At 70.4% G+C, this 16,656-nt stretch carries 12 protein-coding genes; 11 read left to right on the top strand and 1 reads right to left on the bottom strand.

Translation table 11 applies throughout. The features are described 5' to 3' along the window. Window positions 1-4: 4 nt before the first annotated feature. The 3 genes from HDA31_RS23690 to HDA31_RS33165 all read left to right on the top strand — a co-directional run bounded on the left by HDA31_RS23690 (window position 5) and on the right by HDA31_RS33165 (window position 4,323). Window positions 5-721, top strand: coding sequence for a class I SAM-dependent methyltransferase (locus HDA31_RS23690; protein ID WP_141724030.1), 717 nt, complete (start codon window positions 5-7; stop codon window positions 719-721). 71 nt (window positions 722-792) lie between these two features. Beyond that, entirely contained in the window at window positions 793-2,133 is a 1,341-nt protein-coding gene (ccrA, locus tag HDA31_RS23685; RefSeq protein ID WP_178067127.1) for a crotonyl-CoA carboxylase/reductase, read from the top strand. Window positions 2,134-2,319: 186 nt separating this feature from the next. Beyond that, the gene (locus HDA31_RS33165; RefSeq protein WP_178063519.1) at window positions 2,320-4,323 is read left to right on the top strand and encodes a helix-turn-helix domain-containing protein; all 2,004 of its coding nucleotides are present in this window, start codon (window positions 2,320-2,322) and stop codon (window positions 4,321-4,323) included. On the opposite strand, the gene HDA31_RS23675 is transcribed toward HDA31_RS33165, so the two are convergent. Then, window positions 4,265-5,479, bottom strand: coding sequence for an IS701 family transposase (locus tag HDA31_RS23675; RefSeq protein WP_425488120.1), 1,215 nt, complete (start codon window positions 5,477-5,479; stop codon window positions 4,265-4,267). The genes HDA31_RS33165 and HDA31_RS23675 overlap by 59 nt on opposite strands. Before the next feature lie 375 nt (window positions 5,480-5,854). Here HDA31_RS23675 and hflX point away from each other — a divergent pair, with 375 nt between their 5' ends. The 8 genes from hflX (at window position 5,855) to HDA31_RS23635 (ending at window position 16,463) form a co-directional block, all read left to right on the top strand. After that, window positions 5,855-7,249 carry a GTPase HflX gene (gene hflX / locus HDA31_RS23670; RefSeq protein ID WP_219825082.1) on the top strand — a complete coding sequence of 465 codons (1,395 nt, stop codon included), beginning with the start codon at window positions 5,855-5,857 and terminating at the stop codon, window positions 7,247-7,249. A 65-nt stretch (window positions 7,250-7,314) separates the two neighbouring features. Then, the gene (locus HDA31_RS23665; RefSeq protein WP_178063522.1) at window positions 7,315-8,541 is read left to right on the top strand and encodes a dTDP-4-dehydro-6-deoxyglucose aminotransferase; all 1,227 of its coding nucleotides are present in this window, start codon (window positions 7,315-7,317) and stop codon (window positions 8,539-8,541) included. Between the two features lie 40 nt (window positions 8,542-8,581). After that, complete coding sequence (desII, locus tag HDA31_RS23660; RefSeq protein WP_221487695.1) at window positions 8,582-10,030, top strand: dTDP-4-amino-4,6-dideoxy-D-glucose ammonia-lyase; 1,449 nt, start codon at window positions 8,582-8,584, stop codon at window positions 10,028-10,030. A 239-nt stretch (window positions 10,031-10,269) separates the two neighbouring features. Beyond that, window positions 10,270-11,103: a 23S ribosomal RNA methyltransferase Erm gene (erm, locus tag HDA31_RS23655; protein WP_178063524.1), complete on the top strand. Its 834-nt coding sequence runs from the start codon at window positions 10,270-10,272 to the stop codon at window positions 11,101-11,103. A gap of 323 nt (window positions 11,104-11,426) precedes the next feature. Beyond that, window positions 11,427-11,834 carry a nitroreductase family deazaflavin-dependent oxidoreductase gene (locus HDA31_RS23650; RefSeq protein ID WP_178063525.1) on the top strand — a complete coding sequence of 136 codons (408 nt, stop codon included), beginning with the start codon at window positions 11,427-11,429 and terminating at the stop codon, window positions 11,832-11,834. A 104-nt stretch (window positions 11,835-11,938) separates the two neighbouring features. Further along, window positions 11,939-12,145: a hypothetical protein gene (locus HDA31_RS23645; RefSeq protein ID WP_178063526.1), complete on the top strand. Its 207-nt coding sequence runs from the start codon at window positions 11,939-11,941 to the stop codon at window positions 12,143-12,145. Further along, on the top strand, window positions 12,111-13,298 hold the full coding sequence (locus HDA31_RS23640) for an EI24 domain-containing protein (RefSeq protein ID WP_221486672.1): 1,188 nt from the start codon (window positions 12,111-12,113) through the stop codon (window positions 13,296-13,298). Before HDA31_RS23645 ends, HDA31_RS23640 begins: the two co-directional genes overlap by 35 nt. A 690-nt stretch (window positions 13,299-13,988) precedes the next feature. Continuing rightward, complete coding sequence (locus HDA31_RS23635; RefSeq protein WP_260422062.1) at window positions 13,989-16,463, top strand: RICIN domain-containing protein; 2,475 nt, start codon at window positions 13,989-13,991, stop codon at window positions 16,461-16,463. Window positions 16,464-16,656 lie beyond the last annotated feature (193 nt).

The raw sequence follows: 16,656 nt of genomic DNA, 5'->3' as shown, positions 1-16,656 counted from the left end.
GTCCATGATGTACGCGGACGCCATCGCCGAGGTCTACGACCTGATCTACCAGGGCAAGGGCAAGGACTACGCGGCGGAGGCGGCGGAGCTGGAGGCGCTGGCCCGGGCCCGTCGGCCGCACGCCCGGACGCTGCTGGACGTGGCGTGCGGCACGGGGCTGCACCTGCGGCACCTGGCGGGGCTCTTCGACGACGTGGGCGGCATCGAGCTGGCACCGGACATGCTGAGCATCGCCCAGCAGCGAAACCCCGGGGCGGCCCTGCACCTCGGCGACATGCGGACCTTCGACCTGGGGCACCGCTACGACGTCATCACCTGCATGTTCAGTTCGGTGGGCCACCTGGCCACCACGGCCGAGCTGGACGCGACGTTGGCCCGGTTCGCCGCGCACCTGTCCCCCGGGGGAGTGGCGATCGTCGAGCCGTGGTGGTTCCCGGAGACCTTCACCCCCGGGTACGTGGGCGCGAGCCTGGTGGAGGTCGACGGCCGTACCATCTCGCGGGTCTCCCATTCGGTGCGCGAGGGCGGCGCGACCCGGATCACCGTGCACTACCTCGTGGCCAGCCCCGGCGGGGGAGTCCGGCACTTCGACGAGAGCCACCTGATCACCCTCTTCGAACGGTCCGACTACGAACGTGCCTTCGCCCGGGCGGGTTTCACGACGGAGTACCTGACGCCCGGCCCGTCCGGCCGCGGTCTGTTCGTCGGCGTCCACCCCTGACGACCCGTTGCCGGTGCGCCTCGACCCGCGCCCCCGACCCGCTGGAGGAACAGATGCCAGACACCCCCGAGCTGAACCGGATACTCGACGCGATCCTCGCCCAGGAGACCGACGCGCGGGAGCTGGCGGCCCTGCCGCTGCCCTCCTCCTACCGGGCCGTGACGGTGCACAAGGACGAGACGGGGATGTTCCTGGGCCTTCCCCGCCAGGAGAAGGACCCGCGCAAGTCGCTGCACACGGAGGAGGTGCCGGTGCCCGAGCTGGGCCCCGGGGAGGCCCTCGTCGCGGTCCTGGCCAGCTCGGTCAACTACAACACGGTCTGGTCGTCGTTGTTCGAGCCGCTGCCCACCTTCGGCTTCCTGGAGCGCTACGGCCGGCTCTCCGAGCTGGCCCGGCGGCACGACCTGCCGTACCACATCCTCGGCTCGGACCTGGCCGGCGTGGTGCTGAGGGTCGGGCCCGGCGTCAACCGCTGGCGGCCGGGTGACGAGGTCGTGGCGCACTGCCTCTCGGTGGAGCTGGAGTCCGCCGACGGCCACGGCGACACCATGCTCGACCCGGAACAGCGGATCTGGGGCTTCGAGACCAACTTCGGCGGCCTCGCCGAGATCGCGTTGGTCAAGGCGAACCAGCTGATGCCCAAACCCGACCACCTGACCTGGGAGGAGGCCGCCGCGCCGGGACTGGTCAACTCCACCGCCTACCGCCAGCTGGTCTCCGGCAACGGGGCCCGGATGAAGCAGGGCGACAACGTCCTCGTCTGGGGGGCCAGCGGCGGTCTCGGCGCGTTCGCCACCCAGCTCGTGCTGGCCGGCGGGGCCAATCCCGTCTGCGTGGTCTCCAGCCCGCGCAAGGCCGACATCTGCCGTCGGATGGGCGCCGAGGCCGTCATCGACCGGGTCGCCGAGGACTACCGCTTCTGGTCCGACGAGCGCACCCAGAATCCCCGGGAGTGGAAGCGCTTCGGCGCACGCATTCGGGAGCTGACCGGAGGCGAGGACGTCGACATCGTCTTCGAGCACCCCGGCCGGGAGACGTTCGGCGCCTCGGTCTACGTGACCCGCAAAGGAGGCACCGTGGTCACCTGCGCCTCGACGAGCGGTTTCGAGCACGTCTACGACAACCGTTACCTGTGGATGTCCCTGAAGCGCATCGTCGGCACGCACTTCGCCAATTACCGGGAGGCGTGGGAAGCCAACCGGTTGGTGGTCAAGGGCAAGATCCACCCGACGCTGTCGCGCTGCTACCCGCTGGAGGAGGTCGGCCAGGCGGTCTACGACGTCCATCACAACCTGCACCAGGGCAAGGTCGGCGTGCTCGCGCTCGCGCCGCGCGAGGGGCTCGGGGTCCGGAACCCGGAGCTGCGGGAATGCCATCTTGCCGCGATCAACCGCTTCCGGGTGCCGGCCTGACGGGCCGCCTTTGACGCCCGGGGGCGCGGCGGCTGGCATGCGGGCGAACCGGGTGTTACCGGGCGGAAGCAATTCTCACTGCGAGTAGTTGCAGGGTGCACCGGCTACTGTGAACATATCGATAGTCTTATGTAGCCATCGACCCCCCTGAATCCTCTATTCGTTGTGTGCGAGGTGGTTGGACGCATGACTGGTACCAGCATTCCCCCGCGGGACCACGAACTCCGATTCTTCGAACTTCTGGCCAGGGAGGCACCCTTACCGCAGTACGAGGAACTGGTGCACCAGGCGCACCGGGACGGAGTGGACCAGGCCACGCTCGACCGGGTGATGATCGCCAAGCGACTCGCGTTGGAGCTTCGAGAGGTCATCGGGAGGCGGTGTCAGCGGCAGGCGGAGCTGGCCGCCCTCGTCGACACCGCCCGTGACCTCGCCGGGGCGACGAACCTGGAGGCCGGGCTGCAGCTGGTGGTGCGGCGGACCCAACTGCTGCTCGCCGGGGACGTGGCGTTCGTCAGCCTCGTCGACGACGCGACCGGCGAATCCTACGTCGCCTCGGCCGTCGGGGCGGCCACCGCGCTGACCAGCGGCTACCGGCTGCCCTGGCGCGACGGGCTGGTCGTGGCCGCCGCACCGCGCGAGCCACTCTCCTGGACGGCGGACCACCTCGCCGACGAGCGCCTCGAACGACACCCGGCCGCCGACGGCCTGGTCCGCGCGGAAGGGCTGCACGCGGTGCTGTCCGTGGTTCTGAGCGTCGAGGGCCGGCACCTCGGCAACCTGCACGTCGGCCACCGGCAGGTCCGCCACTTCGCCCCGGACGAGGTCGCGTCGCTGCGCCTGCTCGCCGATCTCGCGGCGACGGCAGTGGAGCGGATCATGCTGCTCGACGACACGTGGGCCGAACTCAAGCAGGCCCAGCAGGAGGCGGCCAGGGCCCGAGCCGAGCTGAACGCGGTCCGCATGGCCGACCGCCTGCAACCCGAACTCGTCCAGCTCATCCTCGACGGCGGCGAACTCGACGACCTGGTGGGCAGCGCCGTGCGGCGACTGGGCGGCGCCCTGCACGTGCGTGACCGGGCCAACGGCGTGCTGGCGGCGGCCGGTGAAATCCCTGTCCCGAACGAGCGGGAACTGGCCCGAGTGCGGCTGAACGCCCACGCCACCGGCCGACCCGGCCGCCTGACCACCGGTTCCTGGGTGGTGCCCCTGGCGGCCCGCGCCGGTGACCTCGGCTGTGTGTTGTTCCACGCCGACGAGCCGTCCGACGACGAGCGGATGGCGGCCCTGCCGGCGGTCGCGCAGACCGTGGCGCTGCTGATGACCAGGAACGGCGGGAGCCACGGCCAGCCGGGCGACGGGCTCCTGGAGGACCTGCTCGGCCCGTGGCCGGACCTGGAGCGGGGCGGGAAGCGCCGTCGGTACACACCTGTCGAGTTCGACCGGCCCTACGTCGTCGTGGTCGCCCGCCCCGAGGGCGCCACCTCGCCCCGGGTGTTCGAACGGGCGGTCTCCGTCGCCCACGGCCTGAACGGCATGAAGGCCATCCGGGACGGCCAGGCGGTGCTGCTGCTGCCCGGTGACGACCCGGGGGCCCGGGCCCGGGACGTGACGCGGGAACTGAGCGGGCTGCTCGGCCTACCGGTCACGGCCGGAGGCGCCGGACCGGTGCGCACGGCGGACTCGGTCAGCCGCACCTACCAGGAGGCGGCCCGGTGCGTCGACGCCCTGGCCGCGCTGGACGCGAAGGGGCGGGCGGCCTGCTCACGGGACCTGGGCTTCCTCGGGCTGCTGGTCGCCGGCGGCCACGACGTCACCGGTTTCGTCGACCGGGTCATCGGACCCGTGCTGAGCTACGACGCGCGCCGGCTCACGAATCTCAGGGAGACCCTCCAGACCTACTTCGACTCGGCGGGCAGCCGTACCCGGGCGGCGGAGATGCTGCATCTGCATCCGAACACCGTGTCCCGCCGGCTGGACCGCATCTCCCAGCTGCTCGGCCGGGACTGGCGGCAGCCGGACCGGGCCCTCGACACGCAGCTCGCTCTGCGCCTGCACCGGATCCGTGGCCTGCTCTGCCAGGAACGGGGCTACCCGGGCCCATCGCAGGAGCCGGACCAACCCGCGCGGCCTATCCGGCGGCACCGCCCTCCAGCATCCGCAGGGCGTGCGCCACGGACGCCAAGGTGACGTGCCGGTGCCAGCCTTGGTATGACCGACCCTCGAAGTCTTGGATGCCGACGTCGAGGCTGACCTGGGAGAAGTCGGTCTCGACCCGCCGGGTGAGCTTGCTCAGCCGCAGCAGTGGGCCGTACCCGGCGTCGGTCATGTTGGTCAGCCACATCTGCCGTACGCCGCGCTCGTAGGTCTGCCACTTGCCGAGCAGTGTCAGGGGCAGCCCGGGCGCGGCGGCGCGCGCCGCCCCCGGCGGGGCCGGGGCGGACGGACCGGGCGGGCGGGCACCGGACAGGCCCGGCCAATAGACCTGTAGCGGTGCGACCAGGCTCGTGCGCCGTGCGCCGGGGCTGGCCGGGTCGATCCACTCCACCGGACGGCGCTGGGCCCGCGTCAGGCTGAGCAGGTGCTCGGCGGAGGCCGCCGCGACCCGGTTCTCGCGCGGGCCGGGCCCGGCGGCCAGCAGGGTGCAGCCGCTGTTGATCCGTAGCAGGAAGGGCAGACCCGCCGTGGTGAACGCCTCGATCAGCGGGGGCAGCGCCGAGTGCCGGGCGTCCATTACCACCGGGCGAGGGCCGATTCCCCAGGCCGCGGCCTTCAGCACCGCCTGCACCGCCGCGCCGTCGCTGGTCGTGCCGTCCTCGTCCGCCGGTACGCTCGCGCGGGCGCGGTTGTCCTGGAGCCAACCCTTACCGATGGACAACTGCCAGTTGATGGGCGCGGCGACGGTCTCCGAGGCCAGCCAGAGGCCGTAGCTCTGCTGGCTGTTGACCGTCTCGCCCAGCGCGGGCACGTACCGGCGTTCCACGCCGACCGAGTGCCGGCCGGTCTTCGGCACCAGCATCGACCGCACCACCCAGGCCCGGGGCGACAGCGTCCGGTCCAGGTGGCCGGCGAGCGCGGCACGGACGGTCTCCCAGTCCCAGGTGGAGCAACTGATGAAGTGGTGCATGCTCTGTGCCGCCGCCGGATCGTCGGCGATGGCGGCCAGGTTGCGCATGGTCTTGCGGCCGGAGGCGGTCAGCAGCCCCCGGACGTACAGTTCGCCCTTGCGTCGCTGGTCGGCGCGGGGCAGCGAGGCCAGCAGGGCGGCGCAGAACCGGGACACGGTGTCCGGATCGGACCTTGCCGCGGTCACCTCCTCGCGGACGTCGAGCGTCGGCACCATCACTCCCCTCCTGCGGCGGGACGATGTGCTGATCACGGCAGACCCGGCCCCCCGGTCCCACCATCGCCCGGCGACGCCTGCCTTGCCCAGGTGCGTCGGAAACACACTTGGCGACGACGGCGATCCCGCACCCACCGCAGCCCCGCCGGTGCGTGTCCGTGGCGGGCGGGCGCGGGCCGGCGACCCGGTGACGCCCGCACACATCGCGGCTTCGGCCGCGGCGAAGTGTGTGACCGGCGAACCTCGCTTCCCGCGCCGCCATCCGGAAGCCTGCAAGGGACCGGAAGCCTTCCAACGAGATTGGCATCCCCCCGGCAAAGGACCCAGATGACCTCCGCAGCGCACCATTCCCCGCATCCGGCGAAGGCCGACGCCCTGATGGACGACGCCCACGCCGACATCGGGGCCGATGCCGAGGCCGACGGTCGACGGCTCGACCGGGCCGCCCTGCGGCGGGTCGCCGGGCTGTCGACCGAGAGGGCCGACGTCACGGAGGTCGAGTACCGGCAGGTGCGGCTGGAGCGCGTCGTCCTGGTCGGCGTGTGGACCTCGGGCACCGCCGACGAGGCCGAACGGTCCCTCGCCGAGCTGGCGGCACTCGCCGAGACCGCGGGAGCCGTGGTGCTCGACGGGGTGATCCAGCGCCGCGACCGGCCCGACCCGGCGACGTACATCGGCTCCGGCAAGGCGCGGGAGTTGCGGGACATCGTCCAGGAGGTGGGGGCCGACACGGTGATCTGCGACGGTGAGCTGAGCCCGGCCCAACTGGTACGCCTCGAAGAGGTCGTCGACGCCAAGGTGGTGGACCGCACCGCGCTGATCCTCGACATCTTCGCCCAGCACGCCACGTCCCGCGAGGGGAAGGCGCAGGTGGCCCTGGCACAGATGCAATACATGCTGCCGCGGCTGCGCGGCTGGGGCCAGTCGCTCTCCCGGCAGATGGGCGGAGGTGCCGGCGGCGGTGGCATGGCCACCCGGGGGCCCGGCGAGACCAAGATCGAGACCGACCGGCGGCGCATCCACGAGAGGATGGCCCGGCTCCGACGGGAGATCGCGGAGATGAAGTCCGGCCGCGAACTCAAGCGCCGCGATCGGCGGCGCAACAGCGTCCCGTCGGTCGCGATCGCCGGTTACACCAACGCCGGCAAGTCCTCGCTGCTCAACCGGCTCACTGGCGCGAGCGTGCTGGTGCAGAACGCGCTGTTCGCCACCCTCGACCCGACGGTGCGCCGGGCCACCACCCCGAGCGGGCGCAGCTACACGATCACCGACACCGTCGGATTCGTCCGGCACCTGCCGCACCACCTGGTGGAGGCGTTCCGCTCCACCCTGGAAGAGGTGGCCGAGGCCGACCTCCTGCTGCACGTGGTGGACGGCGCCCACCCCGCCCCGCTGGAGCAGCTCGCCTCGGTGCGCGCGGTCATCCGGGACGTGGACGCGGCGGGAGTGCCCGAACTCGTCGTGATCAACAAGGCCGACGCCGCCACCCCGGCCGCCCTGGCCGCGTTGGCGGAGGCCGAGCCGCACCACGTCGTCGTCTCGGCCCGCACCGGTCAGGGCATCGACACGCTTCGGCAGTTGCTGGAGGCCGCGCTGCCGCACCGGGAGGTCCGGGTCGACGTCCTGATCCCGTACGTCGCGGGCAGCCTCGTGGCCCGGGTGCACGCCGACGGCGAGGTGCTGGCCGAGGAGCACACGGCCGACGGCACCCTGCTGCAGGCGCGGGTGGCCCCCGACCTGGCTGCCGAGCTCAGCGCGTACGCCAGGACCTGAGCGTCGCCGCCCCCCGGGCGGCATCCGGAGCTGGCGAAGCTGTGGCCCGTAGAGGGAGGCAGGCGATGAAGCGAGATCTCGGGGATCTGGCACTCTTCGGAGGACACGCCAGCTTCCTCCAGCAGATCCACGTCGGGCGCCCCAACCGGATCGATCGGGCCAGGCTGTTCGACCGGCTGTCCTGGGCGCTCGACAACGAGTGGTTGACCAACAACGGGCCGCTGGCACGGGAGTTCGAGGAGCGGGTCGCCGACATGGTCGGGGTCGGCAACTGCGTGGCGACGTGCAACGCCACGGTGGCCCTCCAGCTGCTCGCGCACGCCACCGAGCTGACCGGTGAGGTGATCATGCCATCGCTCACCTTCGCCGCGACCGCACACGCGGTGCGCTGGCTCGGGCTGGAGCCGGTCTTCTGCGACATCGACCCGCGCACCGGATGCCTCGACCACGTGGCGGTCGCCGCGGCCATCACGCCGCGCACGTCGGCGGTCTTCGGCGTCCACCTCTGGGGCCGCCCCTGCGACGTCAACGCGCTGGAGAAGGTGACCGCCGACGCGGGCCTGCGCCTGTTCTTCGACGCCGCCCACGCCATCGGGTGCACCTCACAGGGCCGCCCGGTGGGGCGGTTCGGCCACGCCGAGGTGTTCAGCTTCCACGCGACGAAGGTCGTCAACGCCTTCGAGGGCGGGGCGATCGTCACCGACGACGACGACCTCGCCCACCGCGTCCGCTCCCTGGCGAACTTCGGCTTCGGCCTGCACAGCCCCAGCGCGGCCGGCGGCACCAACGCGAAGATGAGCGAGGCGTCCGCCGCCATGGGGCTCACCTCGCTCGACGCGTTCCCCGAGGTGGCCCGCCACAACCAGGCCAACTACGAGCAGTACTGCGGTGAGCTGGCCCGGATTCCCGGCCTCAGCGTGATCGACTTCGCCCCCGACGAGCGGCACAACTACCAGTACGTGATCGTCGAGATCGACCCGGACGTCACCGGGTTGCACCGCGACCTGCTCGTCGACCTGCTCCGGGCCGAGAACGTCGTGGCGCAGCGCTACTTCTCGCCGGCCTGTCACCAATTGGAGCCCTACCGGTCCCGGCAGCAGTTCCAGCTGCCGCACACCGAGCGGCTCTCGGCGCGCGTCCTGGCGCTGCCGACCGGCTCCGCCATCTCCCGGGAAGACATCCGCAGGGTGTGCAACATCGTGCGGTTGGCGGTCTCCCGGGGATTCGAATTGACCGCTCGGTGGCAGCAGCAGCCCGGGCCCGACGGACAGAGCGTGGTGGCACCCGGTTGACCGAACGGCACCGGACGGACGTGTGGGAGGGCCCGTGACCATGGAGATCTCCGCCTCGAATCCCGTGGCGACCTGCGCTGTCCCCGGCAGCGACCCGACCGCGGCGGCGCGCGTGCTGTACGACGAGGTCGCCGGGTCAGGAATCGTGCCGCCGGCAGAGATCGGGGCCGCCGCCCAGGGGTTGGTGGCATTGGCACGCATCTACGGGACCACACCTTTTCTGCCGCTTGAGCAGGCCCGCCGCGAAATCGGCCTGGACCGGGCCGGGTTCGGGCGGCTGCTGGACCTGTTCGCCCGGATTCCCGGGTTGCGCACCGCAGTGGAGAACGGACCGTCCGGTCGCTACTGGACCAACACGGTGCTCGGCCTCGAAAGGGCCGGCGTCTTCGACGCCGTGCTCGACCGGAGGCCGGCGTTTCCGCATCTCGTCGGGCTCTACCCGGGCCCCACGTGCATGTTCCGCTGTCACTTCTGCGTAAGGGTCACCGGGGCCCGCTACCAGGCCTCGGCGCTGGACGACGGGAACGCCATGTTCGCCTCTGTCATCGACGAGGTCCCCGCGCACAACCGCGACGCGGTGTACGTCTCCGGTGGCCTCGAGCCACTCACCAACCCCGGGCTCGGTGCACTGGTCAGCCGGGCGGCCGAGCGGGGATTTCGGATCATCCTCTACACCAACTCGTTCGCCCTCACGGAGCAGAAGCTCAAGGGTGAGCGGGGATTGTGGAGCCTGCACGCCATCCGCACGTCGCTGTACGGGTTGAACGACGAGGAATACCGGGCGACCACCGGCAAGCAGGGGGCCTTCACCCGGGTACGGGCGAACCTCACGCGGTTCCAGCAGCTGCGTGCCGAGCGGGGCGAGCCGGTGCGGCTCGGCCTCAGCTACATCGTCCTGCCCGGCCGCGCCGGGCGGCTGAGCGCGCTGATCGACTTCGTCGCCGAGCTCAACGAGGCGGCACCGGACCGCCCGCTGGACTACATCAACCTGCGGGAGGACTACAGCGGGCGGCCGGACGGGAAGCTCTCCCTGGACGAGCGCGCCGAGCTCCAGGCCGAGCTGCACCGGTTCCGGGAGAGGGCAATGCAGCGGACGCCGACCCTGCACATCGACTACGGCTACGCCCTGCACAGCCTGATGACGGGAAGCGACGTGGAGCTCGTGCGTATCCGGCCGGAGACGATGCGCCCTGCGGCCCACCCGCAGGTGTCGGTGCAGGTGGATATCCTCGGTGATGTCTACCTCTATCGGGAGGCGGCGTTTCCGGGCCTGGCCGGTGCCGACCGCTATCGCATCGGCACGGTATCTCCCGGCACGACGTTGGCGCAGGTGGTGGAGACGTTCGTGACCAGCGGCGGATCGGTGGTCGCGAAGCCTGGCGACGAATACTTCCTGGACGGATTCGACCAGGCGGTGACCGCGCGGCTGAACCAGATGGAGACCGACGTCGCCGATGGCTGGGGAGACCGACGGGGTTTCCTCCGCTGATGGAGATCGACTGGTGAGAGCGGGTGGCCAACGCCGAAGAAAGCCAGTTGCCGGTGGCCCGCACCGCCGTTTCAGTCGTCGGGTATAGTGCCCGTCATGGCTGTTGTGTGCTTCATGAGGCTCCGCCGCGCATAGCGGCGGACCATCGCTTCTCTTGATGAGTGTCGCCGCCCATCGGGTCACTGCCGGTGCGGCGTTCCCTGCCGACCGGCTCCGAACGATATTCGCGGAGCACGCACATGCCCTACATCCAGCACGCCGGGCGACATGAATTCGGCCAGAATTTCCTGGTCGACCGCTCGGTGATCGACGATTTCGTCGAACTCGTCGCCCGGACCGACGGCCCTATCGTGGAGATCGGCGCCGGCGACGGTGCGCTGACCCTACCCCTGAGCCGGCAGGGAAGGGAGTTGACCGCAGTGGAGATCGACTCCAAGCGTTCCAAGCGGCTCAGCCGGCAGACACCCGACAACGTCACCGTGGTCTGCGCGGATGTCCTGAGCTTCCGGTTCCCCCAGCATCCGCACGTGGTCGTCGGGAACATCCCCTTCCACGTGACCACCCCCATCGTGCGGGCTCTCCTCGCCGCGGACCACTGGCACACGGCGGTGCTGCTGGTGCAGTGGGAGGTGGCCCGCAGGCGGGCCGGCGTCGGCGGCGCGACGCTGCTGACCGCGAGCTGGTGGCCCTGGTACGACTTCGAACTGCACTCCCGGGTTCCGGCCCGCGCCTTCCGGCCTGTCCCTTCCGTCGACGGCGGGCTGTTCTCCATGGTCCGTCGCGGGACCCCGCTGGTCGACGACCGGAGGGGTTACCAGGAATTCGTCCGGCTGGTGTTCACCGGCAAGGGGCACGGATTGCCGGAGATCCTTCAGCGGACCGGGCGGATCGCCCGCAAGGACCAGCAGGACTGGCAACGGGCCAACCGGGTGGGGCCGCAGCACCTGCCCAAGGACCTGACCGCCCACCAGTGGGCCTCCCTGTGGCACCTGGTGGCACCCGCCCGGCCGGCCGGCCCCCGCCGTCCGGCACCGCGCCGGCCAGGAAGCCCCGCTTCGGCGCGCCGGCGCTGAGCGGTCCTGGTTTCGAGCCCTGGCGGCGCGCTAGCGACAAGGCCCTGAACTGGGGGTTCCACCCCAGGTCAGGGCCTTTCGCGGTGCCGCGCCGGTGGCCCGGTGCTCGGTGGGTGCTCGGGAGCCGTTGGACCGGGGTCGCCTGCCCGGACGGGATGGACGCGCGCCGCCACTCGAAGCCCGTCGGTGACGGTCACGCTCATCGGGTGGTGGCGCTGGTGGGGGAACAGCCTGCACACCGGTAGACGGTCAGGTCGTCTCGCACGGCGGGAGCTGGCAGGATGGTGGTGCAGAAGGCGGCCGGTCGGGGCGAGGAGTGGCCAGTGAGTGACTGGAACGACAGGATAATTTCCGAGTTCCGTGCGAACGGTGGGCAGGTGGGCGGCCAGTTCGCCGGTGCTCCGCTGCTGCTGTTGCACACCGTCGGTGCCAAGAGCGGTCAGCCCCGGGTGAACCCGATGATGTACCAGGAGGTGGACGGCGGGTACGCCGTGTTCGCCTCCAAGGCCGGTGCACCCACCAATCCCGACTGGTACCACAACCTGCTCGTCCACCCGCGGGTCCGAGCGGAGATCGGTACGGACACGGTCGAGCTGGTCGCCAGGGTCGCCACGGGGGAGGAGCGGGAAAGGATCTGGGACGCGCAGAAGGCCGCGTACCCGGGTTTCGCCGACTACGAGCGGAAGACCACCCGCGAGATCCCCGTCGTCGTGCTGGAACCCGTGCCGTAGGAGGAGGACGCACGTGCGCTGAGGCCGGCAGCGGCAGTCAGCTTCTGCGGCGGTGTGCCGTGGACGGGGTGGCGGGTGGCCGGCCTGGATCGATAGTGTCCTGAATGGACAGCGATCCGGTGGCCCGAGCCTGGTCGGGCGTCGAGATTGCCATCGTCCACCCGACAACTCGGAAGACCCGCAGGATCGGCTACCGCCGACGGGCCGTTGAGAAGCCCGTCGGCCCCCGAGGCTCGCCGCCCGCCGTGTCGATCGAACCCCTGGAGGGCCTGACGCATGGATCCGCAGCCGCGTCCGTTTCCGCCGAGTGATCCGCCGACCGGCCAGGTCCTCCCGTCGGCCTATGGCCTCCCTCCGGCCTACCGGGTCCCGTCGCGTGCGCAGCTGGTGCCAGTGGAGTCGGGGAATCAGGCGGCGCCGGCTGCGGGCGGGCCGATGGCATGGGACGGGACCGGCTCGTCAGCAGCCCAGCTGGCGGGTGCTGCGGGGCATGCCGTCGGGGTCGCGGGGCACCAGACGCTGCGCGCCGCGAAGGCGACCGGTACCAGGATCGGGCGCTTCTTCATCGGTGTCGGTTACTTCTTCCGCGGTGGCAAGCTGTTCGTCACCACGCCCGCCCTCTGGGCGTTCGTGCTGCTTCCCCTCGCGCTGACCGGCCTGGCGCTGCTGGGGTTGCAGGAAGCCACCGGGATGCTGGTCGAGCGGCTCACCGGTTGGCTGCTGGGGTTCGCGTCCGGTTGGCCCGAGGTCGTGCGATGGATCGTCGACAAGGCGCTGTGGGCCGCGTTCAGCCTGTTCTTCCACGGCGCGATGACCGCGCTCACCGTGCCGCTGACCATGCTGTTCGGTGCGGCGTTCTTCCCGGCCCTGACCCGCGGCGTGATCCGGCGCACCGGCGGGACGAACCAGGGCGCGCCGTCGTGGTTTCGCTCGGCGGCGGTCTGCCTGCGTCAGACGGTCATCGTCACCCTGGTTCTGCACGTGGGCTGGCTGATCATTCTGCCGCTGCTGTGGATTCCCGGCGTGAACCTCGTCGCGGCCTTCGGGGTCGGTCTGCTGTTCAACGGCTTTCTGACCGGCTCGCTGGTGCTCGCCGTGCCGCTGCACCATCATGGCGTGCGGGGCGTCGGCGAGCAGCTTCGCTTCGCTTGGCGGAACCTCGGCTTCACGCTCGGCTTCGGCATGACCAGCATCTGCGTCCTGATTCTGCCGGTGTTGTCGGTGCGGATGCTCACGCTGCTGCCGATCAGCCCGGTGTTCGCGGTGCCGGGCGTCGCCCTGTACCTGCTGACCGCACCCTCCACCCTGGTCGGGGCGGTCCTGCTGCACCAGCGGATCGAGTCGACGGGCACCGCCGGAACGGCCGGCGGCGTCGACTCCGGCGGGAGTGCTCGGGCATCGGGGAATGCGTGGTCGACCCGGCCCAGCGCCTTGCCGGCCGCGAATCCTGCGTCGCAGGCTTGACACCCCTTCGGGAAATCACCTGATGGCTCGGCGCCTCGGTGGGCGCTCGGGAGCCGTTGGGCCGCGGACCCGAAAGCCGTGGTGGGGGAGCCGCGCGCGGCCCCGGCCCGGCCGGCGGCCGGGGCGACGGCGATTATGCATAGTCGACGGGCGATCTGATGGTTGCGCCGTAAACGTATGACGTCTACGCTGCAAGGCAGAATTCTGTGACCATGGGCAAGCGGGCGTGAGCGGGCAGCGGGCGTTCCCGACGGCACGATAGGTGCCGCCGGTCGGTGTTTCTCGCCGAAGCGTACGTGGCCTCGCGCCTGTTCTTGCTGCGCCTTTGTCAAGGAACCACCATGGTCGGAATAGCCCCGTGTTCTCCCGCCGTCGGCCGTTATTCGTGCGGTGGTCCACCGTCGCGCCCCGAGGACGAATGTCCAGCGAACATGTCCTGTCGGCGGTAAGCGAAAGGAATGGTACGTGAAACCAGCCGTCTCCACCGTTCGAAGGTCACTGCTGGCGGTTGCGCTGGCCGTCGCCTCCACGCTACCGGCAGTGGTCGGGAATCAACTGCCGGCCTCGGCCGCCGTCCAACAGACCTACTATGTCGCCCCGGACGGAAACGACGCCAACCCCGGCACGCTCCAGTCGCCATTCAGGACACTGCAACGTGCGCGGGACGTCGTCCGCACAGTGAATGCGAACATGAGCGGCGACATCGAGGTCTACCTGCGTGGTGGAAGCTACCCGGTGGGCAGCACGATCGAGTTCGGGGCCGGCGACTCCGGCACCAACGGACACCGGGTCAGCTACTCCGCCTATCCCAACGAGACGCCGGTGCTCGAAGGCGGCGTGCAGGTGACCGGGTGGACCCAGCACAGCGGCAACATCTGGAAGGCGCCGCTCGACCGCGCCAACAAACTGCGCGCGCTGTACGTCAACGACAAGCGGGCGTACATGGCGTCGAAGACCATCGGCTCGGCGGGCTGCTACGGGACGTACACGATCACGGCCGGGCAGGCCGCGTGGGCCTGGGAGTCGGGCTCGCAGTGCGACGGCGCCAAGTACAACCTGAACGACTTCCCCGCCGTCGCCCGCAACGCCGACGACATCGAGATCGAGACGGCGACGACCTGGACCACGGCGATCGTGGGGGTCCGCCAGGTGACCACGAGTTCCGACGGCGCGAACCGGGTGGCGCTGTTCCAGCAGCCGGGTGCCGCCATCGCCCAGGGCGCGTTCAACGGCAACGCCCAGACGGGCGGCAGCCACAAGGTGATGAACGCCTACGAGTTCCTGGACGCCCCGGGCGAGTTCTACTTCGACAAGGGCAGCCGGACGCTCTACTACTACAAGAGCAGCGCCGAGAACATGACGACCGCGTCGGTCTTCGCGCCGAACAACGTGACCACCCTGCTGCGGGTCGCCGGCACCTCGACGGGCAGCCACGCGCGGAACATCACGTTCTCCGGCCTCACCGTCCAGCACTCCGACTGGAACCTGTTCAACGTCGCCGGGTCGTCGTTCAAGCAGGCGCAGCAGGGCAACCTCGGGGCGCAGGCGTACGCGAAGCGGAACTTCCACGACTACTACTACCGCAACGTCGACGTCACCCCCGGCATGATCCAGGTGGAGAACGCCGACGGGATCCTCCTGCAACGCAACCGCATCCAGCACACCGGCGCCGACGGCATCAACATGGTCAACGACGTGCAGAGCAGCCAACTTGTCGGCAACTTCACCAACGACGTCGCCGGCTCCGCCATCACCGTCGGCCACCCCCAGCACGTCTACATCGGCGACGGGACGTCGAGCAACCGCGAGAAGTGGTCCCCGCAGGTCGAGGGGCTGCCGAAGAACATCGACATCAGGAACAACTACCTCTACGACAGCGCGGTGCTGTTCAACGGGCACAGCCCCATCTCGGCGTACTTCGTCGACACCCTGAGCGTGCAGCGCAACCGGATCGAGAAGGCCCCGTGGTCGGGCATCACGCTCGGTTGGGGCTGGTGGAACTTCGACGGGTCATCGGGCTCGATCGCGCCCAACCGGCCGACCACGACGGCCCGCAACAACACCATCAGCTACAACCACATCATCGACACGGTGCAGCGCCTCAGCGACACGGCGCCCATCTACACCCTCGGCAGCCAGCCGGGCACCACGATCACCAACAACTACCTCCAGGGCGTGCCGTCCGGGCACAAGTACGGCCTGCACCCGGACGAGGGATCGGCGTACATCACCTTCCGCGACAACGTCCTGAGCGTGGACAAGAACGTCACCTGGCTCATCAACTCCGACGACTTCGGGCGCAAGCACGACCTGAGCATCACGCAGATCTACGGCCCGATCAACAAGGTCTCGAACAAGAACCTGCCCAACAGCACGGTCAACGACATCATCGTCTCCTCCGACTACGTCTGGCCCGCGCAGGCGTACGCCATCGCCGCCAACTCCGGCCTGGAGGACGCATTCCGGGACATCGTCCCGGCGGCCAACCTGTCCCTGCCGAACTACGTCCTGCCCGCCAGCACCTACGTCACCAGCGGTACGGCGTCGATCCCGATCCGGAGCACGGGCGACGCGACCAGGGCGGTCTGGCTGGCGCCCGCCGGCACCACCACCTTCACCGCCGGCCCGACGATGACCAGGGCCGGGGGCACCGCCACGTCCATCGCCGTGCCGACGACGCAGGGCGAGTACCGCCTCTACGTCCTCGACGCGCAGGGCAACCGGTCGGCCGAGTCGAGCTCGATCGTCCGGCAGCAGAGCGGCGGCAGCGGCCCGCAGGGCGGCCGGCTCGTGGGCGGCCAGTCCGGCCGCTGCGTGGAGGTGCCGAACTCCTCCACCACCAACGGCACGCAGGTGCAGCTGTGGGACTGCTCCGGCGGCACGAACCAGCAGTGGACCTACACCGCCAACAAGCAACTGACCGGGTACGGCAACAAGTGCCTGGACGCGAACGGCGCGGGCACGAGCAACGGCACCACGGTCATCATCTGGGACTGCCACGGCGGCACCAACCAGCAGTGGAACGTCAACGCCAACGGCACCGTCACCAACGTCCAGTCCGGGCTCTGCCTCGATGCCAACGGCGCCGCCACCGCCAACGGCACGAAGATCATCCTCTGGTCGTGCAACGGCGGCACCAACCAGCAGTGGAGCCTCCGCAACTGACCGGCGCACCGGGGCCGGGCCGGCTCGGCCCGGCCCCGGGCGACCACCGCCCTCCGTGCCAGCGGGCTGGGCTTCCCTGAGGTGTGGACACCCGGATACCGGACGCTGGTCCAGAGAAAGGGTGTCTCCGCGGGGGCATTCATCGAGGTACAGGAACTGCGTCACTTTGCGCCACACTCCCGTCGGGTTTCGC

The organism is Micromonospora carbonacea, assembly GCF_014205165.1.
Classification (GTDB): Bacteria; Actinomycetota; Actinomycetes; order Mycobacteriales; family Micromonosporaceae; genus Micromonospora; species Micromonospora carbonacea.
This window is presented reverse-complemented; position numbering and strand designations above follow the sequence as displayed.